Consider the following 24,344-nt stretch of genomic DNA (forward strand, 5'->3'; position numbering starts at 1 on the left):
AAGAAGATGACAGGCTGGAAGCCTATCCCACTTGATACTCACCGAATCGAAAAAGCGTTCTTCCCCAGCCACCCACGTAAGCAACCCCTAACGCGCCGGCCACTTCCATCCGTGCTGGCTCAGCAAGTCGGTTCCTTCGACGATGGTTTCACCCGTCGCTTTGTTCAGGCGCACCGGCACACAGATGTCGTCCCGTTCCAGTTGGGCAACGAGATGTTGATTGTGACTGACGACAATGACTTGGCTTCGCTCGGCGGCTCGGCAGATCATGTTTGCCAGCGGTCCGATCAGGTCCGGGTGCAAGCTGGTTTCGGGTTCGTTCAACACCAACAACTCGGGTGGTCGCGGTGAGAACAATGCGGCCAGCAACAGCAGATACCGAAGCGTCCCATCGGACAATTCTCTCGCCGTGAGACCACGCAGCATGCCGGGCTGAGTCAGCACGACTTGCATGCCGCTCTCGCCGGATTGCACGTAGAGTTGCGAACCAGGGAAGGCTTCTTCAATCGCTTGTTCGACGATGTGACTGTCGCCGATCTCACGGATCGTTTGCAGTGCCGCGGCCAAGTTGGATCCGTCGTTGGCCATCACCGGAGTGAACGTCTGAGGCGATGGCAATCGAGCGGGTGCGTGCGAGTCACATCGGAACGTGTCGTAGAACCTCCAACCCCGCAATTGCTCTTTCATCACGATGATCTCGGGAGCCGCAAAAGGATCGGCGTACTCGGTCATCAGGCTTGTCCCGCGAGACAAATGCAAGTCGATGTCTTGCCATTTGCCTTTCCCCGATCGGCATCGCAAGTTCGCTCCTTTGCGATCAACACACAGCGATCTCGCATCCGGCGTCGGCCCGGTCCAAATGCATTCGCGTTTGATCTCCGGATCACCATCGAACATGGAGTTGGATGGAACGGGGCGACCAAGGTCGATGCAGTAGCTCATCGGATCGGCGGAGAAGGCGAGCTTCAATGCGATTGGTTTTCGACGCAAGGTTCCTTGCACGGGAACCTCACCGCGTTTCATTTCGTTGGGGATCGTCTCTGGGCCAGCCCAAAGGACCGATTCAAATCCGCCTTCTTCCGCCAACGATTGATTCAGGTTGCCATTGGCTGCGGAGGCGATCAAACGCAGCGAACGATACAGATTGGTTTTACCGCTGCCATTTGGACCGGTGACCACCGTCAACTCACCCAGTCGCACGGTCAGCGAGCGAATCGAACGGTAGCCGGCGATTGCAATGCGGTGGATCAAGAGAAAGGCACCGTGGGGATCCAGAGTCGGACGTGTTTCTGGTAACGATGATAGTCTGCCCCGAACCGAAGCTGAAGATCGCGTTCTTCGACCGGGCGGACAAAGACGTGCCAGACCACTGCCCCGCACAGGGCGTAAGCAATGACAGAAAGGCTGCCGAGGAACCATCCCACTGCGATGCCCTGAACGATGCCCGCGAGTGCCATCGGGTTGCGAACGTAGCGGTACGGCCCGGCGATCACCAAACGAGGTGCGGTGACCGTGGGCAGAGGCGTGCCATCGCCACGAATCGCCATCGTGATACCGCTCCATAGCCCAAGCGACGATGCAACAAGAAACAAACCACCGGACAATGGTGACTGCAGTGGATGTTGAAACACTTGCCATCCGAGTCGAAGTTGCAGTTCAACGATTCCCATCGGCAGCACCCACAGAAACGTCCCCCAGAAGATCACGGTTTGCCCCAGAGTCAACGCGGTTGCAACGGCAGGACTCATCGAAGCAACACGAATCGTGGCAGGAGATTGTGAAGTGTTTCCATGGATCGTTGCCATGGCCAGCGACAACCCCGCCATGCAAACCATCATCGCCGATGCGATCCAAGCTTCTCCGGTTTGAAGACTGGTCGCGATGCACACCAAGGTCGGGTACCAAGTGACCGCGGCAACGACCCAGACCAACGTGGCGGCCGAAGACGCTCGACGCCACACGCAAATCGCGGCCAAGAGTGAGCCAGCGATGATCAACACGAAGTCCGCCATCCAAAACGAAAGCAGTGCACCGTCGGGCCAAACCTTCGGCTGAAACCAATCGATGCTGGATGGAATAGCGAACAGCAGCACCCACCACGCCAGCGTGCCAAAGGCTTGCACCGCGAGATAGGCCGAGACAATCCGAACGGGAGTGTCGCTGGTCGCGGTCTCGTTGCTTGGCGTTTGTTGCGCGTGGCGGTTGGTCACACTGAATCCGACTGCTGCGAAAAGACTCCATGATACGACGGAATCGGTCAGTCGTCGTCTGCCAGCGGATCTGCAGACACGTTGTCCTTTTTCGAGGCACGTGTCTTTGGCAGTTTCTTCTAGATCGCGATTAGCGGCGCTGGCGATAAACTCGATTTGCCGAGCAGGTGCCACCGGAGCAAGTCGGAGCCGAGTACGTCTGGTATCGGGCGCCTTGCCATGAACTGGTGGGCGCGGACGAGACAGGCATACCTTGGGTGGACTGATAACTCGGAGCGTAGCTGGTGTAGCTCGAGCTGGTCGGAGTCGAGACGGGTGTCGAGTAACGGATCGTTGGCTGGGCAATGGGTTGGGGCGAGGCGACGGTTCCGCCGCAGTTGCCGGATGCACAACCTGATCCAACTGCAATCGGTGCCGCTTGAGTCGACGTGTACAGGCTGGTCGTGGAATGCACCGGGGGTGCGGAATAAGTCACCTGCGGCGACACCGCTTGAGCGGCCGCACAAGCCGCTCCGCATGAACCGCTTTGTGCGCTGGCATCACTGCTCATGGCAACCACCAATACAGCGGCGAACGCGACTACAGAGTCCTTCCATCCAAATTTCATCTTGGTTTCTCATCGACAAAGGTTCGATTGGGACACAGCTCCATGTCCCGTGATCCAACCTGATGCGGATTCTGGATTTGTATCCGCCACGAAGTCGCGCGTGATGTCGAAGTTCTTGTGTTTTTTTGGGATGACAACACTCCTCGGTCAGGTGGTCTTCTCACGCACCGGCGGAGCCGGCAAAGCTACCATTCACGAGTGTTTGTCACGTGTGACGCTGGATCGAGTTGCTTCGACAATGAAAATGTTTTTCTCTGCTTTTGTCTGTAACAAATGCAATCACGAACGTAGGTCGCTGTCACTACAAACCCGTCGTCAGTCGATTTGTCGGATCACTTTGCCTGGATTTCCGACGACGAGAGATCCTGCAGGCACATCCTTGGTCACCACGCTGCCCGCACCAATCACGCTGCGGTCACCGATCGTGACGCCCGCGCAAATGACCGCTTTGCCGCCGATCCAAGTATCGTTTCCGATGGTGACCGGTTTTCCATACTCCTGGGTGCGGCGCAGATGTGATTCCAAGGGATGCGTTGCCGTGTAGATGTGGACGCCGGGGGCAATGAAGACGGAGTCTCCGATTCGCACGTCGCAAACGTCCAGGACCACGCAATCAAAGTTGAAGTAGACGTGCTCGCCGAGATGGATGTTGGTTCCATAGTCGCAGCGAAATGGCGGTTCCAACCAAACCGTATCTCCGCCGCTGGCGAACAGCCCTTTCAAAATACGTCGTCGATGTTCTTCATCACGAGGTGAACTGTGATTGAGTTCGTGACAACGTTCGCGAGCGACCAAGCGTGCTTCCGCCAGTTCCGGATCACTCGCATCATAAAGCTCACCGGCAAGCATCTTTTCCTTCTCGGATCTCAGCGGGGCACCACTCACTTCAAGTCGCCGATCAGCATTAGTGATGAGGCGTACCATGTTTGGTCTTGGTACTTTTCGGGCTTCGCATCGAAATCCGCTTGGTTTCGTTCAAAGAGAATCTCTCGCTTGTCCAGTTGTGTGGGCGTCAATTCAATTTTGACGGTGTGTTGTCCCGGTTCCAATTCCGCGCCAACTTTCAGTGTTGCCATTCGGTGGTAGGTGCAATAACCATCAATTCGATTGCGAGTGAATTCATTCCCGTCGATTTGGACACGCACTTCGCCACCATCCGGGCCAAGGATGTCGAACACTCCCGCGTTGGTTCCTTCGAAAGTGAACTCCAAGCTGGCACCAGGGCCGTTGGCTTGATAGAGTTCGGGCATGTTCCGTTGAAAACGCTTGGCCAACGAATGATCCGAGGGGAGTTTGGTCCAGTCCCCGCTTAACATCTCGGGCTCAATGGCGACCATCTTGGCTTGTTCCCAGTTGTCATCTCGGAGTGGCTTTCCAAGCGAATGCGGCTGTGTGGTTTGGTTTGCATCGATGATCTTCGGCCATGATCGTGCAATCGTTTCGGTGTAGACGCGGTGTCCGGTTTCGACGTGTGGGTGAACCCCGTCGCTTGAGAAGACCATTGGTTCCGCGTTCATGTCCGCAGGCTTGGGTGCTTTGAAAACAAGTTTGCCAGCGGCTTCCAAGCGTGCGACTTCGACGCCAAAGTGGATGGAGGGAATCGAATAGTGGTCGGCCAACATTTCCATGGCACTGGCCGCACGAGGCATCTTGCCGGATTGCAAATCAGACAGCATCTGCTGCGTCAGTGTGTAGACAAAGCAAATGTCAGTGTTCGGATTCGCGGCCCAGGTTTGACGCACGATCCCTTCCATGGATTGATGGATGCGTTCGGGGGAGGTTCCGCCATCGTTGACAGCGAATTCCACAAACAACAAATCCGGATCGTGTTGCAACGCATCACGCTGAAGACGAAACACACCGAGGCCTGACCCGGTGCCACCAATCGCCGCATGAATTTCTTCGATGGTTGCCGCTGGGTATTGCTGTTGCAGCCACTGGCGCGACTGGATCCGCCAACCCGGTGCGGCAGTGATGCTGCCGCCGAGATAGGCAACGCGAACGGTTTCGCCTGATTCGACCTTGGCGGTGAAACGAGGCAGTCCGGCGCGAGGATGACATTCCACCGCATCTCGAAGTTCAAACTCGCCGTGAGCTTGATGCGAGGTGAACAAACAAAAGATCAGACAGCAAAGCGTGCTTGAGGGTCGATGCATGAATGGAGATCGGTGAGAGGGAGGCGTTTGGGGTGGGAGAGATTGATGGCCGTCGCTGGTGCTACAATCCTGCGGGGTGCGTGAGCGAGCTTTGCCGGTGGGAATCGCGATTGTAACTGCGATTGCGAGGTGATTTGGGTTTTCGGTTCGGACCGCAGTTTGGTTTCGATAGGTTGAGGAAGGAAGCTAATTCATGCAGAACGGAACGAGCAACTTGAAAGATCACCTTCCTGGCTATCGACGTCTTTCGCGATTGCCAAAGCAGTTCTTGTCAATCAGTCCGTTTGACGGGGATTGCATGCCGTCACGCGTGCGTTTGTTTGATCCGAGATCGGGCCGGCCCACCCAGCCGTTTCCGCACCGCTGGAATTTCGAAGATCCAGTTCGAATTCTCGAAACGTACTTTTGGAAAGCTGACGACGAACAAGGTCCGGGCCGCCACAATCGGTACCTCGATGTTCCCGGGTTTGCACCTGTTTTGGTGACTCGTGATCCGGGCATGATCCGAGCCATCGCGACGGCGACTGGAGACCGAGAGGGGCAATTCGATCGAGACACGCTTCCCTCGGTCGGCATTGCTCGAGCGACCGGCACCGATACGTTGCTATACGCCAACGGAGCGGAGTGGAAAAAACAGCGGAAAATCGCGGCCTGTCCATTCGGCAAAACGACCTTGTTTCAACCGGAACAGTTTTGCGAGTTCGCCGACACCTTTCGAGAAACGGTTCGCGGACGGATCGATGTGCTGCGACAGCATCTAGCGGCCAGTGGTCAAGAGACCGTGGACATTCCGTTGGAACCCGAGGTCAAGGTGGTGATGCTGGAAATGCTGACCAACAACTTTTTTGGTGCCGAAATCAGCTATGAAGAGCTGCGTGAAAAGTATGTTCCTGCTTTGGAGCGTGTGATCGACCATATTGTCTCAGACACGGTGAAGAACCGACTCGGGGTTCCATGGCGGAAGTTTCCGAGCTTGAGCGATCGGATTGTTCGAGCGAAAGCAGATGATGCCACGTTCGAGGAATTGACGCAGAGAATTTTGGCTCCACGCGGCGAGAAGAAAGCTTTGTGGAAGCAATTCAAGTCAGATGCACCCGATGCGAAGTTGATCAGCAACCTCAAGGTCTTCTTGGCGGGTGCTTTGGAGGCGACGACGTCCTACGCGACTTGGGCGATCTCTCATTTGGCGCGTCATCCCGACGCGCAAGAGAAAGTCTTCGAAGAAGTGAAGGACATCGATGTTTACACACCGGAGATCTTGGCGGGGGCGAAATACCTGCGAGCGGTGCTGGACGAGACATTGCGGTTGACACCTTCGTTGTACTTTTTGCCGCGACGAGCCACCGCCGATACCTGGGTGAAGTCGGCCGACGGTCGGAAAATGTTCATTCCCTGGGGCACCCATTTGTTACTGGACGTGTGGCATGCCAATCGTCATGAGGACCACTGGGGCGTGGAGGTGTCCGGCTATCCGGCGAACGTGTTTGAACCCGATCGCTGGCGAATTCTTGCCGAGTCGGGTCGGGCAACAAAGGACACGCTGCACTTCGGGTTCGGGCACGGACCGAGAGTTTGTCCTGGCAAACACCTCGGCGAACTCGAGGTGGGATTGACTGTCGGGGCGCTCGTGAAAACGTTCCGTTTCTGGGCCGACGCAGAAGAAAATCCAGCTCGTGCGGGCGTCTCCACCAAACCCGCCGATGGGACTCGTGTAAGTATGTCACTCCGCTGATGCAGTCTCGGGAAGTTCCAATGTCCTGTTCTGGCATCTTCAGTGAGGTCGGACGGGAGGCTCAGTAGCTGTTGGAATCGAGTTTGGTCTTGCCTCGGAAAATCCAGTAGATGATCACGGTGTAGCTGAGCACGCAGGGCATGCCAATGACAGCGATGATGAGCATCGTTTGCAACGTTCCTCGGCTGCTGCGAGCGTTTTCGAGAGTGACGCTGTAAGCCGGATCGAGGGTGGACAGCATGAAGTTGGGAAAGATCGCGACGCTGAAGAGGGTTGCGAAAGCTGCGATCACCATGGAAGACGTGAAGAACGCGTAGCCAGGTTTTCCGAGGTGCATCGCCCGTGGAATGTTGAGCACGGCCAGGGCGTTCAGCACGGGGACAATCCAAAGAATTGGATAATTGGCGATGTTCTCCGTCGCGTGTGGAACGTGCAGGAAGGTTGCGAAGCTGACGACGACGTACAAGCCAGCAAACAGATAGAACAGTTTTGTGATGAAGCGGCGGGCTCGAGCCTGCAGTTCATGTTCTGTTTTCAGATACAGGTAAATCGCTCCATGCAGCGCGAACAGCGACGCCGTCAAACAGCCAACCAACAGCGGGTACCAATAGACTTGGCTGAGAAGGTTGCCTTCGTACAGATACTTGGGTCCAAGTTCCATTCCCGCCATCACGTTGCCTCCGGCCACGCCAAGCAGGAACGCTGCGGTGAACGATGACAGAAAGAACCCGATGTCCCAAAACTTTCGCCAGGCGGGGGTGTGAACTTTGGAGCGGAATTCCAGACTGACGGCTCGGCCAATCAAACAGGTCAGTAGAAGAAAGAACGCGGTGTAGAAACTGCTGAACACGGTTGCGTAGGCAACCGGGAATGCCGCAAACAAAGCACCGCCGAACGTGACCAACCAAACTTCGTTGCCGTCCCACAACGGACCGATCGAGTTCATCACCAAGCGACGTTCACGGTCGTCTTTCGCGATGAAAGGATGCAAAATACCGACGCCAAGATCAAAGCCGTCCAGGATCGCATACCCAGTCAACAGCACGCCGAGCAATACGAACCAGATGAAGGTGAGCAGTTCGTAGTTCATCGCACACCTTCTTCCAACATGTCGCCGCCGTGAGATTTACCGCTCTGCCCAAATTTCTCAGACATCGAGTCGGCTTTGAGTTTTCGTTTGTATTCGGTGAGTTCTTCACCGCTTTCGGGGCCGTGCTGGATCTTGTTGTTGAGGACAAACACCCAAACTGCGAACAGCAGCGAATAGATGATGCCGAACAAGATGATTGAGCTGAGCACTTGCTGGGCGGTCACTGATTCACTCAGGCCGTCCGCCGTCTTCAGCCCCATCATTTCCACGCCATCTTGAACTGATGGGTAAACGATCCAAGGTTGCCTGCCAACTTCCGCGGTAATCCATCCGGCCTGATTGGCCGTCATCGCCGCGAGTGGCATGAAGACGACCGCCCAAAGCAACCAGCGTTTTTGTTCATAGGTTTTTCGATACCAAGACCAACACGCCAGCCCCGCGATTCCGATCATCATCGTGCCAAGCCCAACCATCAGATGAAATGTTTGGAACGGCAGCCAGACGGGTGGACGCTCGTCTTCCGGAATCTGATCCATCCCCGGAACGGGCACGGTTGGGTCGTTGTAGACCATCAAACTCAGTAGGTAAGGCAGCTTGATACTGAAGTGAATGGTTTCGTTTTCGGTGTCAGGCCAACCAAAGAGGGTCAGGCCAGTGGGTTCGTCACTGGTGTGAAAGTGAGCTTCCATCGCGGCGAGCTTTGCGGGCTGGGTTTCCACCAGTTTCTGTGCTGAGTCATGACCCGTTACGGCAGCCAAGACAGTGAAGAGCAAAGCGGAAGGCAACGCGATCGACAAGCATCGACGTGCGACCTCATGATGTCGATTCTTCAACAAATAGTAGGAGCAAACCGAGGCCACAAAGAAGGCTCCCAGAACAAGGGCACCGATCAGCGTATGCGTCAATCGATCAACCGACGAGGGATTGAGAACCATGCCCCAGAAACTGGTCACTTCAGCTCGCGGCGTCATTTCGCCTTGGACGTCCTGCCAGACAATGTGATAGCCAGCGGGAGTTTGTTGCCAACTGTTTGCAACAACGATCCATACCGCACTGAACATCGAACCTAGGAACACCATCAGTGTGCTGAACAGGTGCATTTTGGGGCCGACTCGATCCCAGCCGAACACCAACACTGCCAAGAATCCGCTTTCCAGAAAGAATGCGAAGATGCCTTCCGCTGCCAAAGCCGATCCGAACACATCGCCTACGAATCGTGAGTAGGCGGCCCAGTTCGTCCCGAACTCGAACTCCATCACAATTCCGGTCGCCACCCCCATCGCAAAATTGACCGCGAAGACGCGGGTCCAAAACCTAGCGGCTGCTTCCCAAGCAGGGTTGCGAGTTCGATAGTAGGACAGTTCGCAAAGGAACAACTGCAGACCAAGTCCGATCGACAACGGCGGGAACAAGTAGTGGAACATAATTGTCCCAGCAAACTGCAACCGGCTCAGTATCTCGACATCCATCATGGGTTTGGCTTTGCCACAAACTTGGGACGGGTATGTGAATTGACGTAGGCAGCAATGTCGAACGCTTCCTGGTCGGAAAGGTCCGTGTCATCAAGCGGCATGGCGACTTTCAACCATGACGCCATCTTGGGCACACCCGCCAGACCCGCGCCATCGTTGAAGGACAGGTCGCCCCAAACCGGTGGGCCGTCATCGGTTCCGATACCATCGTTGGCATGGCACGAAGAACAGCGTTCTTGATAGAGCAGCTCACCACGTTTGACGCTCGGTGCAGCGGGAGGCGACTGCAGAATCGCCATGTGCTTCGGACCCAGTGGCTTGGCGGGATTCATCCTCAGCGGTGTGCCCTGCGACAACCAAGTGATGTAGGCGGCGATGGCCACAGGGACTTTCGAACCATTCGTGGGACGCGTGCCATTTTGGCTGCGGATGAAGCAGTTCAAAATGCGATCTTCCAGGGTGATCACGCTATGTTCTCGCGGCGAGTAAGCCGGGTAAGCTGCAGCAACGCCAATGAACGATCCTGCCTTCTCATGACGACCAGCGTCCAAGTGGCAAGACGTGCACTTCAATGAATTGCCAACAAACGGCTTCGTCAATGGATGCTCGTTCGTCTCGTTGACCAATGTCTCACCCAACCGTACGACGTCACCGAGTGCACCAGGGGGATAGGTTTGTTGAGCAAACGCGGTTTCAACGGCAAGCGGTTGTCCGGCAAGCGTTGTGAACAGAAAAATACCGATGCAGCGAATGGCAAAGCGACCAGCGGCCGTCCGGTTCATTGTGTCGCCCAAATCGATTTTGAGTGCGTCGATCATTGAGTTGACTTTGGTGAGGAAGCAGGCATTTCGAGATCAGGTTTGCCACTGATCGATCGTTACTTGCTCAATGGCCACCGGGCTTCTTGAACCGCAGCAAGTAGTTTTCCTCGAAGGACTCAATCTCGACTTCGTCCGTGAACTGAAATCCCGATGCGATGACCTCGTTTTGGAAAACGTCTTTGCCCGCGCGAACATGGCCGAGCAAGAATTCACGAGTCACACCGGGAATGCGTTCAAAGTCAATCAGGATCAGTCGACCACCGGGTTTGAGAGCACGGTAAATCGATGCGAGCGACTGTTGTGGGCTTTCGAAGTGGTGATAGGTGTCACAGATGAAAACCATGTCAACCGACTCAGGCGGCAAGCGAATGGAAACATCTGTTCCTAAAACAGTCGTGAGATTTTCAATGCCGTCCGCAGTTGCTCTGGCTGCGATGTGTTGCAAGAAATTAGGAGCGATGTCCACGCTGTAGACCCAGCCGTCCCAGCCGGTCTTCTTCGCAAACAGGCGGCTATAAAAACCGGTGCCGGCTCCCACGTCGGCGATGCGTTCGCCAGGTTGGATTGCGCAGGCTTTGAGGACTTCTTCACGAGCCCCAAACACCTCGCGGCTTTCCACTTCGAAGCGTTCCAGCCATTCATCGACATTCAACTTGGGATCTTTGAATTTGTCATTGATGCCATCCGGCACCTGAGGCTTTGTCGGTTCAGCCAGCTGCGGTTCCTGGGCACAGCCGTTCTCGTTCATCGAGATAGCAGCAGCGATCACGATCGCAAGCAAGAGAAGTGGTTTCCGTTTGGTCATTGAATGGCCTCGTAGTCAGTTTGGAACTCAGAAACGAATCGTTTGTCGATCCATGTTTTCAGCCGCCAGCACCATCTGGCATGAAATGAGAAAGGGCCGTACTCCAGGAAAGCCTTCCCATCTCCGGTGTTCAGTAGTTTGAGGAAATCGGATTGTGGTCGAAACGTCTCCATCAATCCGCCCGATAAAAACGCCTTGAGGTTGTTCCACAGGATGGGGCTTTGTCGAACGGCGTACACACCGGCTTTGGGGGCGGGTGACTCAAGGACCGTCCCCGAATCGCCAGCCGCGAAAATTCGTGCGTCCGTGAGGGATTGCAGCGTGGGTGAAGTGGCGATGAAACCACGGTCGTCCGTCTGCAACCCCAGTTTGCTGAGCACTTCAGGGGCCGATGCACCCGTCGCCCAAATCACGATGTCAGCTTCATGGCGTTGGCCCGATTCTGTTTCGACAAAATGGTTGCCGACCACCGTCACTCGTTGCCCGGTCGTCACAAGAATACCCCGTGAACGAAGTATCTGTTCGATGCGACGGACGCTCTGCGACTTCATGCCATCGGCCACATTGTCGCTGCTGGTGATGATCTCGATGGAGAACTCACGAGGTTGATCCTGCTTTGCAAGTTGTTGCTGCAGACACAAAGCAATCTCGACACTGGCAACGCCTCCGCCGACGATCACGGCTCGGATGACAGGAGGCTTATCAATCGAGCCTTGGGCAGCAGCCGGTTTGGCTGAATCCATGACGCGATCCATTCGTTTCTCAAGCCGAGCGAGAAATGTCTGCATCGGTTTGATTGGTACGAGCGATCCAGAGTTCGCATGTGTTTGCCAGCCCGCTGGCATGGAGCCGACACCGATCGACAGAGCATCAAACGCGAGGTCGTCATGGTCTTGGAACTTCACCGTTCCAGTTTCTAGATCGAGCCCGTTCGTATCCGCCAGAATCAGTTTTGCACCAGCACGGTTACACAATGCCGACAGTTCGATTCGCATTTCGTCATCGTGAAATTGTCCGCCGAGGGTTCCTGGCAGCATCCCCGAATAGGTTGCGGTCGGGAAATTGCTGATGCATGTCAAGTCGCAACCTTCAATGGGATGTTTTTCCCACTGGTGAATGATGTGTGCATTCGTGTGGCCGATCCCCAACAGAACGATGCTCTTGTTTGCCACTACTCGGTCACCTGTTCGTACTTGTCCGGGATCCGATATCGATCACTGTAGGTATGAACCCGGTTGGTCGGTCGTCCGTCGAGCGTGACCAACGGAAGGCCAGCATCGACCCACTTGAGGATACTTCCCTTGTAGTTTTGTACCTTCACACCTTTCCTGGTCAATTGTTTTGCATACGCACCGCTGCGACCGCCGACGGTGCAATAGGCGATCACGAGTTTTCCTTGATAGCGAGCGTCGTCTTTTTCGTACATTGATTTGGTGATGGCCCCCGGTATGACCGAGACGTTGACCTCCTTTTCTGACCGCACGTCGACCAACACGAAGTTTGGCTTGGGGGCTGGCAACGAGTTTTGTTCTGCTCGATCAACCAGCTTCTTCTGCTTGGTAAGCAGCTCATTGAGAGCTTTCGTGTCAATGGTCTCGATTTCCGCGCCACCAGAAAACAGCCCGCCAAACTGGGCGGAGGCGTGGTTGCATGTAGAGAACATTGCAACCGAAAGAGCAACGGCGACGAGACCGAACTTTTTAGGTGAAGGCATATTTAAACTATAGAAGATGATTGGTGAATAAAAAGCTGTGGCAGATCATCGCAACCGTGGTTGTCTGGTCGTAGATCGAAAGCTCAATGATCGATTTCAGCGGAGGTTTCGTGCTTGCGCTTCAATGCGGCCGCGAAGTATGCCATGAAGATGGCTTCGATGTCGTCGCGAACGCCACTGCGGCGAAAATGATCCTCGGCGAGGTAGCAGATCTTTTGGGGGGGCGCCGCCACACTTCACTGCACCAGCGGGTTGCGTGAACAAGGCGACGCCCTGCTTGAGTTCACGAATGAACTTCCAAGTGCTGGCAACGGTGTCGATCGAATAGTTGCTGCAGACTCCATCGGTGCCAACAGATTCCTTGAGTCCTTTGACTTGGTCCCAATTGATCTGAATCCCCGGAGCAACGATCAAGTAGTCATACGCAATCGTTTCTCCACCCAGCGTCGAGATCTGATTGTCAGTGGGGGCGAATGTCTGGACCCGATCTTTGATCCATTGGACGCCATATGGAATCAAGTCCGCTTCGTCGCGGCCCGAATCTTCGGGGGAGAACATGCCACCGCCAACCAACGTCCAAAGTGGTTGATAGTAATGCTTCTCGGACGGCTCGATGATGGCGATGTCAAGCTTTGGATCGGCGTTTCGCAACCGGGCCGCGACCGTGATACCTGCCGTTCCGCCGCCAACGATGACAATTTGATGATGAGTCATTTGGGTTGACCTCAGGAAGATGGAGTTTGATTGGAGGAGGGAGTCACGTGCTCGCGATCGAGTTCGCCACCAAAGCACTTCGCGAACTGAAGACCGAATGACAGAGCTCGCTGTGTATTCGGGTCGCGGATTGCGCTGAGCAGACCAAACAGGCCGACACGTTTGGGCAGCGTCGAAAAAGTCCGTTGCGATCGCGATCAGATGTGGGATCTCACCGACCGTTTGCAATATCTGGTCGAGTGACTCGGCCCTATCCAGCAAGCGGTGAAGGGACTCGGACGTTTGCGGGTCACTCAAACGTTCCGCGAGTGGAGGTCGTTCTGCCGTGGAGTTCATGAATGGATCAGCCAAACAAGAGGGAACTAAAGAAAGATCAACTCATTCAAGCGTGGCCGCTCATCGCGGGCGTTGGTTTGACACTCGGCAGCCCTTCCGACTTCCAAGCGGTGTAGCCACCGGTGAGGTTGATGACATCCTTGATCCCACACGCTTGCAACACACTGGCCGCGATCGCCGAACGGGCGCCGCTACGGCACTGAACAACGATTTTCTTGTCACTCGGCAGTTGCTCGATGGTTTTGGGCAGGCGACCCAGAAAAAGGTGTTTTGCCTGTTCGATGTGGCCCTCGTTCCATTCATCACTCGATCGCACATCGATCAGCTGGACATCTTCTGATTCGATGGCGTACGACAAGTCCGCTGGTGTTCCGGTCGGGTAGACTTCGTTTGCCAACCCAGAATTGCGCACATCGTCGGTGTCGAATGCGCCAACGATTTCTTCGACACCGATCTTGTGCAGAACGCGAGCCGCTTCTTCCAGTTGTTCTGGCTTGCAAATCAAATGCGTCGGTCGGTCATAGTCGACCAACCAGCCCGCCCATGCCGCCAACATGCCAATTGGAATGTTGATGGATCCAGGAACGTGACCTTTCGCGAACTCAGGAGCCGGGGTGAGGTCGATGACCGTTCCCGAATCGACCGCTGCTGAGAGTTTCGCGACATCCAGCATCGAATGATGGTGGCCTGCCCCCAGAATCTTCGGGCCTTCTTTGTTGACGCGTTTCATCACCGCGAAGTACTTGGGAGCCTCCGGCTGATCAGCCAGGATGTATTTGACGAATTGTTCTTCGTCGTTGAATTGCAACGCTGGGTTAAACCGCTTTTCGTACCCGACGGTGGAGGACGGAATCGCGCCCAGGCCTTTGCCACAAGCACTGCCTGCTCCGTGGGCGGGCCAAACCTGCAAGTACTCGGGCATCGACTTGAATCGTTCGGCGGAATGAAACAAATCCCGAGCTCCCGGCTCCGCGGTCCCTTGCAAACCGGCGGCTTCTTCGAGCAAGTCCGGGCGACCGATGGAACCGACAAAGACGAAGTCGCCGGTGAAAATCCCCATGGGCTCATCGGCTCCGCCACCTTGGTCCGTCAGCAAAAACGAAATGCTTTCAGGCGTGTGTCCCGGGGTATGGAGCACATCGAATTTGAGGTTGCCGATCAAGAAGTGGTCGCCGTCATGGACCAGCTGATGATCGTATCCGTCCAAATACAGGTATTTCCATTCCGCGGGCCCTTCGTCAGAGACATAAAGCTTGGCTCCCACACGGTCAGCCAATTCGCGAGCTCCGGAAACATAGTCCGCGTGAATATGTGTTTCCGCGACTGCTGTGATCTTCATTCCTTCACGCTGAGCCATCTCGATGTATTGGTCGATGTCTCGGCCCGGGTCAACAATCACTGCGACGTTGGCACGCTGGCATCCAACCAGGTATGACGCGTGGGCGAGTTTTTGATCGTAGAAGTATTTGAGCAACATGGTTGGGTTCCCCTTTGGAACGAAGGTGAGACTAAGAAACGACCGATTGAACGATTACAAAAGCCGCCACCATCACGACGGCGACCGAAAATATCTTTTGAAGGGTGGGGCCTTTCAGACGCTTGGAAACGATGCCACCAAGCCACATTCCTGCAAAACCTCCCAGCAAGAATTGCAGCGTTGTCTCCAGCGACAGTTCGTTGCCGTTGACCAAGTGCGACGTCACGCCGCTGATGCTGACAAGCACGATCACGAACAACGACGTCGCGACGGCTTGATGGATTGCCATGCCGCTGAACAAAACCAATGCGGGCACAATGACGAATCCGCCGCCGACGCCGAACATTCCCGAGAGCACACCGGTCATCAGTCCGACCAAGACCAATAACCGAGCGCATTTGGAGGTCAGGCGAAGCGTTCCGTCTTCATCACGCTGGCAAGCACTCCGATCGCGGCTCGACTGTGATTCGGTGTTGCAAACACCGCTGGGGAGTTTTGGGTTTTTTGTCTTCGCCCACATTCGTTGTGCAACAACCAGCATCAAGATCGCGAACATCATCAGCAGCACATGTTCGGGAACCAATGTTGACAGGTAAGAACCCAAAGGGGCACCGAGCATTCCAGCGACGGCAAACAACAAACCTGTTCGCAGTTCAACTTCCCCTCGGATCAGTCGCGGTACCGCGCCGAACAGAGCGGTACCGCCCACGGATGCCAGTGAAATTCCGACGGCTTCGCGTGGCGCCACCGCCAGTCCGTAGACCAACAACGGGACCGCGAATACACCGCCGCCGCCACCGGTCAAGCCGAGTGCAAATCCGACGATGCCGCCAAACAGGATTGCTAGACCGAACATGACCCTGAATCTCCGCATTGATTCCAAGGCATTTTGGATAGCATCATGCCCATGCCGCACGTGTCCGTGATCCCAGCGAACATCAGGCCCGCACCAATGAAACCAGATAGCGCGAAGAAGTATGGGTGAACGAAGTAACCCAACACCGAACCCAGCAGTGCCAAGAACCCAGCCAGGATTCGAACTTGTCGTTCAAGCGAGATAGCCTTCTTGCCACGCACGACTGGCAAACCGGCGTTGATCCAAGCGTTTGTTCCGCCATCGACGTTGACTACATGGGTGACTCCCGCGTCGAGAAACTTTTGCGTCGCTTTGCTCGACCGACCGCCGCTTTTGCAGATCACATGGATCGGCTTTGCCGAGTCCCCGCCCATGGATGCTGCGACGGATTTCGGATCCAGCGAATCGAGCGGCACGTTGACCGCTCCAACAGCGTGGACCTCGCGGTACTCGGTCGGCATACGGACGTCAATCAAGTCGACGCCACCGGCGGCTTGCTTCTGGGCGAGTTGTTTCACATCAATCGTTTGCATTGAATTGTCCGTTTTCTGTTGCTTAGTAGGTTCGTAAGTATCGAGTGTTCTAAATATCGCGATGCGACGATGTGTCGATCCAAAAAAAGGGCCCGGCCGCTGCGTCACTTTTGTACGTTTGGCAAGAACCGTCCTTCGATGCAATCCATCAGATTCTCTAGGTGGGGCTCCGCGACGCTGTAGTAAACCCGCCGACCGTCTCGTTCGCTGGTGAGAAAGCCACATCGCTGAAGCAGTCGCAAGTGTTCCGAACCCACGTTGTCTTGAATTTCACAATCGGCTGCTAATTCACCGACCGTGTACCTGCCGTGCAACAAAAGCTGCACGATCCGCAGACGGACGGGATGCGCGATCGTTCTCAAGCACTCCGCCGCGTCGGCAAAGTCCTCCACGCGACCGGGCGGTTTGCCAGGCGATTTCGAAGCCTTTTTCAAAGTTGTTTTTGTTGACATGTTTTCTCCATTGAACGTTATGTCAAGATATCGGAACATCGCGACATGTCAATGGAGGTTTTCTTGGAAATCTGCAGCATTGCTTCGGATCGACCGATTCATGCGAGCTTCGATGGCCACCGTTCGTCGCCCTGCGTGTTTTGCTTGGTGATCGCAGGTCAAACGGAAAGCCCGGGTTGCGCCGCCCATTTGAACTTGATCGTGAAGAATCGAATTGACAGAAAAAGTGCAGCGGCGTATCGTTGATCGACGATAGGGTGTTTGGTTGGCAAGACAGGCTCCACCGCCAATTCGGTGTGTCTCGCCATGGAGAGCCGTGGACACTCGAAAAATTTTGTAGCGACTGATCGTGTTTCGGCGATTTGCGATGGTTCGTGAGTAAGCACACTGCTGAGCGGAGCCGAGGCCACGTCGTTCCAGCCAAGTTCCTTTTTGATAGATCAACTCTTTCGGAGATGAAAACGATGAAGAACGTTCAAGTTTATGACAAGCCAATGTGCTGCTCGACCGGCGTCTGCGGTCCCGATGTCGATCCCGTGCTACCAAAGTTCGCGGCGGATCTCGATTGGATCAAAGGGCAAGGCCATCAAGTGGATCGTTTCAACCTCGCGCAGCAGCCTCAGGCCTTCATTGAGAACAAGTTGGTTCATCAACTGTTGAGCACCACCGGAACGGACTGCTTGCCGGTTGTTCTTGTCGACGGAGAAATCGTCAGCCAAGCCACCTATCCAACCCGCGAAGATTTCGCCGGATGGATGGAAGGAACTGCACCCAAGCAATTGTTGCCGGTTGCAAAACCAGGTGACGACTGCTGCGGAACAAGTGGCTGTTGCTAAGCAGATGAAGTGAAACCCCAAAGGAACTGAACCATGAAATTCTTAGATCATCCCACCCGCAATTTGTTCTTCACCGGTAAAGGTGGCGTCGGAAAAACCTCAGTGGCATGTGCTACCGCGGTGAAGCTCGCGGATGCTGGCAAGAGAGTCTTGTTGGTTTCCACCGACCCAGCCTCCAATCTTGATGAGGTGTTGGGTGTCTCTTTGGGAAACCATCCGACCGCGGTTCCGGAAACACCAACGCTGTTTGCGATGAACTTGGACCCTGAAAAGTCGGCGGCAGAATATCGCGAGCGGATGGTCGGACCGTATCGTGGGTTGCTGCCTGACGCGGCCGTGAAGAGCATGGAAGAACAATTCTCGGGGTCTTGCACGCTTGAGATCGCTGCCTTCGATGAGTTCTCTCGCTTGCTCGGTGATCCGTCCGCCACCGCTGAATTTGACCACGTCGTTTTTGACACCGCGCCAACGGGACACACGTTGCGATTGCTCACGTTGCCATCGGCGTGGGATGGTTTCATGGAGCAGAACACAACGGGGACGAGCTGCCTTGGGCCACTCGCTGGATTGCAGGCTCAGCAGAAGCTCTACCAAGAATCGGTGAAAGCGCTCGGTGATTCCGCCGCGACCACGCTTGTGTTGGTCGCGCGAGCTGAACCAAGTGCTCTGCGTGAAGCTGATCGAACCAGCACTGAGCTGGCGGAACTGGGAGTGAACAATCAACATCTCGTCGTCAACGGAGTGTTCCAAGCCATCGACTCGAGTGACAGCTATGCCGTCGCCCTGCAACAGCGAGGTTCCACGGCGCTGGACGCAATTCCCGATGGCCTGAACGCTCTGCCGCAAACGATCGTTCCGCTCAGTCCCAATGGAATGCTTGGGATCGAGTCCTTGCGCTTGCTCGGGACAGTCGACTCCGTATCGATTGCGGACGCCGCCGAGAATGGCTCGGAACAGGTGGGCGATCTGCCAATGCTATCTGAGTTGATCGATGACTTGGTCGCTCCGGGGCACGGTGTGATCTTGGCGATGGGGAAAGGTGGCGTTGGCAAGACCACCGTTGCCGCCGCCGTCGCGGTTGCCATTGCGGAACGCGGCTACGACGTCCATCTATCCACGACTGATCCGGCGGCTCATCTTGCGGCAGCCATGAATGACGAACGCTTGCCGAATCTGTCCGTCAGCCGCATTGATCCCGAAGCTGAAACGGCCAAGTATTCGGCAGAGGTCTTGGGCAAGGCTGGCAAAGACCTCGACGCACAAGGCAAGGCACTGCTGGAAGAAGACCTGCGTTCACCTTGCACGGAAGAGATTGCCGTCTTCCGCGCGTTCGCCGATGCCGTTGCCAGTGGCACCAATAAATTTGTGGTGCTCGACACGGCTCCCACGGGTCACACGGTGTTGCTGCTGGATTCCGCGTTGGCCTACCACCGCGAAGTCACACGGCAAACCAGTGAAATGCCCGAGGCGGTTGAGAACCTGCTGCCAAGGCTTCGCGATCCAGACTTCACGCGCGTGTTGATTGTGACTCTTCCTGAATCGACGCCGGTGCATGAAGCGGCCTCGCTTCAACGTGATTTGCGTCGAGCCGAGATCGAACCTTACGCTTGGGTCGTCAATCAAGTGTTGTCCCCGCTGCCATTGACCGATCCGCTGATGAAACAACGGCAATCGCATGAGCAACCGTACTTGCGTGAAGTCAGCGAGGTTCATGCCAACCGAGTCGCCGTGATTCCGTGGCAGATTGAACCACCAACCGGTCTACAAGGGCTCAGTCGCCTGACCCATTCCGATCTGAGCACCTCCGCATCTTGAAAATCTCATCGTTGCGAAATCGAGTTGGGAACCCATGCCCTTCGGCGTCACGAGCGAGTGTCTGCAATCATTCATCGCTGTGGTGATGGATGGTGCCAATCGGAGATTGCTTTACAATTCGGCGAAAGGCAGCTTGCACGAATGGATCGGTGTTCGATTCCACGGACACGATTCTGCCATGAGTTGGCATTTGAAACAAAAGAGACTTGCGTGGACTTTTCGGTAATCGTGACGGCAATCTTCGGAGCTTTCGTCGTCTTTGGGGGAGTGATGGGCTACGTCAAAGCTCAAAGCAAGGCTTCTTTGATTGCCGGCAGCATCACTGGCGGGCTCCTGCTGCTCTCAGCGTTTCTGATCGCGAGAGGCATGACAGCCGGGGCGATTCTTGGAATCGTCGTTTCGCTCTTGCTGATCGGTCAGTTCGGCCCGTCGCTGAAGAAGAAAATGAAAGTCATGCCAAATCTGCTGGTGGTCATCCTCGGCCTCGTCACGGTCGCCACGCTCGTCGTCGGCTTCTTCAATTAGGTTTTGAGAATCAAAGCGGAGGAAGCGTGGTTGGTCTGATGCAACCATGCAGAAGCCTCGTCTTCATCGGTTCGTAGCGTCCGCGTTTCAGCGTCAGATCCCATTGTCCTTGATCAATGGCGATCTTCGTCGATGCGTTCGATCACCAGCGGTGGTGCATTCGCTTTCTCACGCAGCCAATTGATCGATTTCCGTACGGGGCGAATCCGTATGACTCTTGCTTCCAATCGATGCTTGCCGGGAAAGTCCAATAGCAAAATCCCGATTACCACGGTCAGCAGCCCCTGGCCAGGAAGAACCAGCATGGCGATTCCGGCAAGCACCAAGGATGCACCCAGTAAGTTCTTGATGATCAGCCCGGACCAACGCAGCAACGGATGTCGATCCGCAAACATCGTTCGTGGTCGATGAGGTTTCGCGAAATAGTCAGCCGGAATACGGATCACCAAACAGGGGACGATAAGAAGGCTGCCGAAGAAGACCACCACCGAAATGGCCGCCGCCCACTGCATGCCTTCTTTGTGCTGCGTCAACCACGCGGAAAGGTCGGTCATGTTTTATTGAATCGGGGCGAGAAGGCGGCAGACTCGGACCAAGAATCGATACGGAAGCGAGCTTTCGGTGTACTCCGCGGCCGATGCAAGTTCGCTCTTGGCAAAATCCGCTTCCAGCATCGTTTCGACCTTCTTCGCGAATTCTTGGTTGATCATCAGCATCGTGATTTCGAAGTTCAACCTCATCGAACGGTTGTCGAGATTCGCAGTCCCGATCAATGAGATTGAGTCGTCGATCAACCAAACCTTTTGATGCAAGAAACCTGGCTGGTAGCGATAGATTTGAATGCCTGCCTCCTTGGCTTCTTCGAGGTAGGAAATCCCGGACCAATACACATGCAAATGATCCGGGTTTTGTGGGATCAGAATTCGGACATCCACTCCGCGGAGCGCTGCCAGTTGCAACGCCGACATCAATTGCTCGTCAGGAATGAAGTAGGGACTGACGATCCACAATCGATCTTTGGCGGAATTGATTGCTTGCAAGAAAAACAGCGTTCCTGTTTCCAGCGTGTCGGCTGGTCCGGTGGGCAAGCAAGCAGCGACAACCTCGCCGCCTTCTTCTCGTTTGGGATCCCACTGCAGTTCGGGCAGAGACCCTGTCGCCCAGTTCCAATCTTCCACGAACGGCGTTTGAATACAGAGAACCACTGGGCCGCGAAGTTCAACGTGAGTGTCACGCCATGGTGTCAGCACGGGGTGATCGCCAAGGTACTCATCCCCGACGTTGTGCCCACCAACAAATGCAACCTTTCCATCCACCACCACGATTTTTCGGTGGTTCCGGAAATTCAGTCGGAACCGATTGCCTTTCCCTTGGGTTGTATTGAAGGGAAAGATCTCGACGCCGCCGCTGCGTAGCTCATCGATGTATTCCGGCGAAAGGTCTTTGCTGCCGAGTTCGTCATAGAGCACATACACTCGAACGCCTTCGGCGGCTTTCTTGAGAAACGCGGCTTTGCATTTTTGTCCGAGGTTGTCGTCCCGCAAAATGTAGAACTGAAAGAGCACGTAGTCTTCCGCTTCATCGATGCCGTCCAGAATCGCGTCGAATGTTTCTTTTCCATCGATCAACAATTTGGCGGAGTTGCCTGTCGTGATCGGTAGTCGCGAAAGGCTGTTCAGGAGACGCGACTGGCTTTCCTCGTAGGGCGTTTGAGGCACGAGCAACAGGTTGTCTTCCTCAAGTTCCATTCGAGTTCGATTGGCAAAGTCACTGCTTGCAAGCTGTTCGCTACGTCGCAGCAAGTCGTATCCATCGAACTTGGATTGCCCGAGTCCCCAGTAAGCGGGAACGGCAACGTATGGCAGCGTGTTGAGACTGACCGCCCAGGCCACCGCTCCCTGCGATGTGCGAGTCGACATCACAGCTTGAATGGACGTCAACGCTCCGAGCACGTGCATGAACATCACAAACGCCGCGAGCATCCGCTTCTTCTTAGACCTCGGCTCGGAGGTCTCGGCAGAAGCGTCCGCAGAATCGGAGGTCGGTTTGCTGCGTCGGAACATGGCGATGGCAAAGTGTTTGGGTTGACGTCCGCTCGAGTGGCGATGGCAAACGTCGCTGGAATCCGGAGGCGGTTCGGTCGTGAATCAGAAATTGTATCGAACAAGATCTCGATGAATGATGCGTAGGCGACTCGGGTTGATTTCCCGGGCCGAACGGGACTCATCCAAGATCAAGCCTGTTTCGATGTCAGTGAGGTTGCTTGCGGATTGGGCGAACGTGATCTTCAAACGGGACATGGCGTCGCCGGAACGTTTCGCCGTCGACGTATTCCGGTTTGCTAATTCGATCCATTCGGAAGTGGCGAAAATCTTCGCGGGCAGGATCCCAGGCCACCAAGTACCACAGAGGCGGCAAGATCAGGACTGCTTGCGGTTCAATGTTCCGGTGCGTTTCTGCCCCTTTTGCATCTCGGTATTGGAACCGTAGATGCAACCGCCGTAGGAAAGCGGTCTCGAATGCGGGCAGAAGCTGCGGGGTCATCGTTCCCATGTCCGAAATGTTCACCCGTGGTGAAAGTTTCCCAACGTACAGACAATTCAGAAGTCGGCGCAAGTCGCGAATCTTGTCCGTCGGCAGAGCTTTCTCGAGCTTCGCGAGCCCAGCGTCGGCGAGACCGAAAAAGGGAAAGCTCCCCGTGGCACGCATTGCCGAAACGCTGATGATCAGTGCAAAGACTTCCGAGACCGACAGCCTCGCGGTGGTCAAAACCGATTGCGGATCGAGTTGCAGGCCGCCCCCACGCCCGGGTTCCGAATGAATGACAAAGCCTTGGGCGCGAAGAGTGCCGATGTCACGCAAGACCGTTCGTCGGGACGCACCAACCTGAGTCGCTAACTCAGCGACCGTCGAAGTTCCTTTGCGGCGGAGAAGACGCACGATCGCGTCTTGTCGGGGGCGAGCATTCAATTTAGAAACCACGGTGAATGGTGACAGGTTTTGGCACCGTTAGGTTCTACGCTATGCGTGTCCGTGTTTGCAAGCAGCACTCGATATTGCAACACAAGTCCAACTGATTCGCCCCGAAGAAACAACAAGGTATCGCAGTGTCCAACACAACCGACTTTCCCAAACCCACCCTCGTTTCGGTCAACGGCGTGGAACTCGAAGTCTTTGAGGCAGGTCAAGAAAACGCAGGGAATCCGATCGTGCTTTGTCACGGTTGGCCGGAACACGCATTTTCGTGGCGTCATCAGATGCCGGTTCTTGCCGCGGCGGGATACCATGTTATCGTCCCCAACCAACGTGGCTACGGAAACTCATCCTGTCCCACCGAAGTGACGGACTATGACATCGAACATTTGGCGAGCGACCTCGTCGCTCTTCTCGATCACTTCGGATACGACGACGCCACCTTTGTTGGTCATGACTGGGGTGCGATGGTGGTTTGGGGGCTGACGCTACTTCATCCCGAACGAGTCAATCGAGTGATCAACCTTGCTTTGCCTTACCAAGAACGAGGCGAAAAGCCCTGGATTGAGTTTTTGGAAGAGATTTTCGGCGGCGACAACTACTTCGTTCACTTCAATCGCCAGCCTGGAGTCGCGAATGCGGTGATGGAGGAGAACACCTCCCAGTTTCTTCGCAACTTGTTTCGCAAGAACGTGCCGCCCGCTCCTCCTGAGCCAGGCATGATGATGATCAATCTTGCCCAGGCTGAAACGCCGCGGGGCGAACCGCTGATGAGTGACAACGATCTGGCTGTCTTTGTCTCCGCCTTTGAATCGACGGGGTTCACTGGCAGTATCAACTGGTATCGAAACCTCGACCGAAACTGGCGGTTGCTGGCGGACGTCAACCCGATCATTCAGCAGCCCACACTGATGATCTATGGCGAACAAGACATGATCCCGAAGTTTGAAAGATTGACCGAGTTCGTTCCCAGCGCGGATGTGGTCAGTCTGGACTGCGGCCATTGGATCCAGCAAGAAAAACCGGAGCAAACCAATCAAGCCATTTTGCAATGGTTGGGTCAACAAGATGGCAACTGAACGCTGGGTAACTCCAAGCACCCCAGTTCACTTCGGACTGGCGAAATCGACCGCTAGCAGCGATCGACATCACGAGCTTCCTGCCATTCTCGATTACTTGTGGCAATTGATCGGTTGTTTTGCACCGCCGCGGTTTCTCGT

General features: G+C 55.3%; 26 protein-coding genes. 6 read left to right on the forward strand and 20 right to left on the reverse strand.

From position 1 onward, the window contains the following. Positions 1 to 87: 87 nt before the first annotated feature. The 5 genes from CEE69_RS18725 to CEE69_RS18745 form a co-directional block, all read right to left on the reverse strand. A complete protein-coding gene (locus CEE69_RS18725; protein ID WP_099262127.1) occupies positions 88 to 1,251 on the reverse strand; it encodes an AAA family ATPase in 1,164 nt (387 codons plus the stop codon). Then, positions 1,248 to 2,210 carry a methyltransferase family protein gene (locus CEE69_RS18730; protein ID WP_099262128.1) on the reverse strand — a complete coding sequence of 321 codons (963 nt, stop codon included), beginning with the start codon at positions 2,208 to 2,210 and terminating at the stop codon, positions 1,248 to 1,250. The genes CEE69_RS18725 and CEE69_RS18730 overlap by 4 nt, the downstream gene beginning before the upstream one ends. Before the next feature lie 130 nt (positions 2,211 to 2,340). Further along, positions 2,341 to 2,817: a hypothetical protein gene (locus CEE69_RS18735; protein WP_099262129.1), complete on the reverse strand. Its 477-nt coding sequence runs from the start codon at positions 2,815 to 2,817 to the stop codon at positions 2,341 to 2,343. 315 nt (positions 2,818 to 3,132) lie between these two features. Continuing rightward, the gene (locus CEE69_RS18740; RefSeq protein WP_315852532.1) at positions 3,133 to 3,666 is read right to left on the reverse strand and encodes a sugar O-acetyltransferase; all 534 of its coding nucleotides are present in this window, start codon (positions 3,664 to 3,666) and stop codon (positions 3,133 to 3,135) included. A 32-nt stretch (positions 3,667 to 3,698) separates the two neighbouring features. Continuing rightward, positions 3,699 to 4,973, reverse strand: a complete 1,275-nt coding sequence (locus CEE69_RS18745; protein WP_099262131.1) for an SGNH/GDSL hydrolase family protein — start codon at positions 4,971 to 4,973, stop codon at positions 3,699 to 3,701. Between the two features lie 193 nt (positions 4,974 to 5,166). Between CEE69_RS18745 and CEE69_RS18750 the strand changes: the two genes are divergently transcribed. Continuing rightward, positions 5,167 to 6,705 carry a cytochrome P450 gene (locus tag CEE69_RS18750; RefSeq protein WP_099262134.1) on the forward strand — a complete coding sequence of 513 codons (1,539 nt, stop codon included), beginning with the start codon at positions 5,167 to 5,169 and terminating at the stop codon, positions 6,703 to 6,705. Between the two features lie 61 nt (positions 6,706 to 6,766). Here CEE69_RS18750 and cydB read toward each other — a convergent pair whose 3' ends face one another. The 12 genes from cydB to CEE69_RS18810 all read right to left on the reverse strand — a co-directional run bounded on the left by cydB (position 6,767) and on the right by CEE69_RS18810 (position 16,975). Continuing rightward, on the reverse strand, positions 6,767 to 7,795 hold the full coding sequence (gene cydB / locus CEE69_RS18755; RefSeq protein WP_099262135.1) for a cytochrome d ubiquinol oxidase subunit II: 1,029 nt from the start codon (positions 7,793 to 7,795) through the stop codon (positions 6,767 to 6,769). After that, positions 7,792 to 9,267, reverse strand: a complete 1,476-nt coding sequence (locus CEE69_RS18760; RefSeq protein ID WP_099262136.1) for a cytochrome ubiquinol oxidase subunit I — start codon at positions 9,265 to 9,267, stop codon at positions 7,792 to 7,794. Before CEE69_RS18760 ends, cydB begins: the two co-directional genes overlap by 4 nt. Next, complete coding sequence (locus tag CEE69_RS18765) at positions 9,264 to 10,085, reverse strand: c-type cytochrome (protein WP_099262137.1); 822 nt, start codon at positions 10,083 to 10,085, stop codon at positions 9,264 to 9,266. The genes CEE69_RS18760 and CEE69_RS18765 overlap by 4 nt, the downstream gene beginning before the upstream one ends. 67 nt (positions 10,086 to 10,152) lie before the next feature. Next, on the reverse strand, positions 10,153 to 10,893 hold the full coding sequence (locus CEE69_RS18770) for a class I SAM-dependent methyltransferase (protein ID WP_233215382.1): 741 nt from the start codon (positions 10,891 to 10,893) through the stop codon (positions 10,153 to 10,155). Then, the gene (locus CEE69_RS18775; protein WP_099262138.1) at positions 10,890 to 12,065 is read right to left on the reverse strand and encodes an FAD-dependent oxidoreductase; all 1,176 of its coding nucleotides are present in this window, start codon (positions 12,063 to 12,065) and stop codon (positions 10,890 to 10,892) included. Before CEE69_RS18775 ends, CEE69_RS18770 begins: the two co-directional genes overlap by 4 nt. After that, positions 12,065 to 12,607 (reverse strand): rhodanese-like domain-containing protein, encoded by a 543-nt coding sequence (locus tag CEE69_RS18780; protein WP_099262139.1) that lies wholly within the window; start codon positions 12,605 to 12,607, stop codon positions 12,065 to 12,067. The genes CEE69_RS18775 and CEE69_RS18780 overlap by 1 nt, the downstream gene beginning before the upstream one ends. Positions 12,608 to 12,703: 96 nt before the next feature. Continuing rightward, positions 12,704 to 13,321 carry an NAD(P)/FAD-dependent oxidoreductase gene (locus CEE69_RS18785; RefSeq protein WP_233215383.1) on the reverse strand — a complete coding sequence of 206 codons (618 nt, stop codon included), beginning with the start codon at positions 13,319 to 13,321 and terminating at the stop codon, positions 12,704 to 12,706. Positions 13,322 to 13,332: 11 nt separating this feature from the next. Beyond that, the gene (locus tag CEE69_RS33690; RefSeq protein ID WP_099262188.1) at positions 13,333 to 13,491 is read right to left on the reverse strand and encodes a DUF1641 domain-containing protein; all 159 of its coding nucleotides are present in this window, start codon (positions 13,489 to 13,491) and stop codon (positions 13,333 to 13,335) included. A gap of 212 nt (positions 13,492 to 13,703) precedes the next feature. Continuing rightward, positions 13,704 to 15,134: an MBL fold metallo-hydrolase gene (locus CEE69_RS18795; RefSeq protein WP_099262140.1), complete on the reverse strand. Its 1,431-nt coding sequence runs from the start codon at positions 15,132 to 15,134 to the stop codon at positions 13,704 to 13,706. A 31-nt stretch (positions 15,135 to 15,165) separates the two neighbouring features. After that, positions 15,166 to 15,990: a sulfite exporter TauE/SafE family protein gene (locus CEE69_RS18800; protein WP_099262141.1), complete on the reverse strand. Its 825-nt coding sequence runs from the start codon at positions 15,988 to 15,990 to the stop codon at positions 15,166 to 15,168. Beyond that, complete coding sequence (locus tag CEE69_RS18805; protein ID WP_099262142.1) at positions 15,978 to 16,523, reverse strand: rhodanese-like domain-containing protein; 546 nt, start codon at positions 16,521 to 16,523, stop codon at positions 15,978 to 15,980. Before CEE69_RS18805 ends, CEE69_RS18800 begins: the two co-directional genes overlap by 13 nt. A gap of 104 nt (positions 16,524 to 16,627) precedes the next feature. Further along, on the reverse strand, positions 16,628 to 16,975 hold the full coding sequence (locus tag CEE69_RS18810; protein ID WP_099262143.1) for an ArsR/SmtB family transcription factor: 348 nt from the start codon (positions 16,973 to 16,975) through the stop codon (positions 16,628 to 16,630). 464 nt (positions 16,976 to 17,439) lie between these two features. On the opposite strand from CEE69_RS18810, the gene arsD reads away from it, so the two are divergent. The 3 genes from arsD to CEE69_RS18830 all read left to right on the forward strand — a co-directional run bounded on the left by arsD (position 17,440) and on the right by CEE69_RS18830 (position 20,151). After that, the gene (arsD, locus tag CEE69_RS18820) at positions 17,440 to 17,811 is read left to right on the forward strand and encodes an arsenite efflux transporter metallochaperone ArsD (RefSeq protein WP_099262189.1); all 372 of its coding nucleotides are present in this window, start codon (positions 17,440 to 17,442) and stop codon (positions 17,809 to 17,811) included. A 33-nt stretch (positions 17,812 to 17,844) separates the two neighbouring features. After that, positions 17,845 to 19,626 (forward strand): arsenical pump-driving ATPase, encoded by a 1,782-nt coding sequence (gene arsA, locus CEE69_RS18825; RefSeq protein WP_099262145.1) that lies wholly within the window; start codon positions 17,845 to 17,847, stop codon positions 19,624 to 19,626. A 228-nt stretch (positions 19,627 to 19,854) separates the two neighbouring features. Next, entirely contained in the window at positions 19,855 to 20,151 is a 297-nt protein-coding gene (locus CEE69_RS18830; RefSeq protein WP_158231047.1) for a TMEM14 family protein, read from the forward strand. Positions 20,152 to 20,264: 113 nt separating this feature from the next. Here the strand turns inward: CEE69_RS18830 and CEE69_RS18835 are convergent, their stop codons facing one another. Then, entirely contained in the window at positions 20,265 to 20,705 is a 441-nt protein-coding gene (locus tag CEE69_RS18835; RefSeq protein WP_099262147.1) for a PGPGW domain-containing protein, read from the reverse strand. Positions 20,706 to 20,708: 3 nt separating this feature from the next. Beyond that, complete coding sequence (cls, locus tag CEE69_RS18840; protein WP_233215384.1) at positions 20,709 to 22,070, reverse strand: cardiolipin synthase; 1,362 nt, start codon at positions 22,068 to 22,070, stop codon at positions 20,709 to 20,711. A gap of 37 nt (positions 22,071 to 22,107) precedes the next feature. Here cls and CEE69_RS33525 point away from each other — a divergent pair, with 37 nt between their 5' ends. After that, positions 22,108 to 22,239 carry a hypothetical protein gene (locus tag CEE69_RS33525; RefSeq protein ID WP_261341356.1) on the forward strand — a complete coding sequence of 44 codons (132 nt, stop codon included), beginning with the start codon at positions 22,108 to 22,110 and terminating at the stop codon, positions 22,237 to 22,239. 162 nt (positions 22,240 to 22,401) lie between these two features. Here the strand turns inward: CEE69_RS33525 and CEE69_RS18845 are convergent, their stop codons facing one another. After that, positions 22,402 to 23,121 (reverse strand): helix-turn-helix transcriptional regulator, encoded by a 720-nt coding sequence (locus tag CEE69_RS18845; RefSeq protein WP_099262149.1) that lies wholly within the window; start codon positions 23,119 to 23,121, stop codon positions 22,402 to 22,404. Between the two features lie 137 nt (positions 23,122 to 23,258). Between CEE69_RS18845 and CEE69_RS18850 the strand changes: the two genes are divergently transcribed. Then, positions 23,259 to 24,203 (forward strand): alpha/beta fold hydrolase, encoded by a 945-nt coding sequence (locus CEE69_RS18850; RefSeq protein WP_099262150.1) that lies wholly within the window; start codon positions 23,259 to 23,261, stop codon positions 24,201 to 24,203. Positions 24,204 to 24,344: the final 141 nt, after the last annotated feature.

Origin of the sequence: Rhodopirellula bahusiensis (assembly GCF_002727185.1) — a bacterium.
Taxonomy (GTDB): Bacteria; Planctomycetota; Planctomycetia; order Pirellulales; family Pirellulaceae; genus Rhodopirellula; species Rhodopirellula bahusiensis.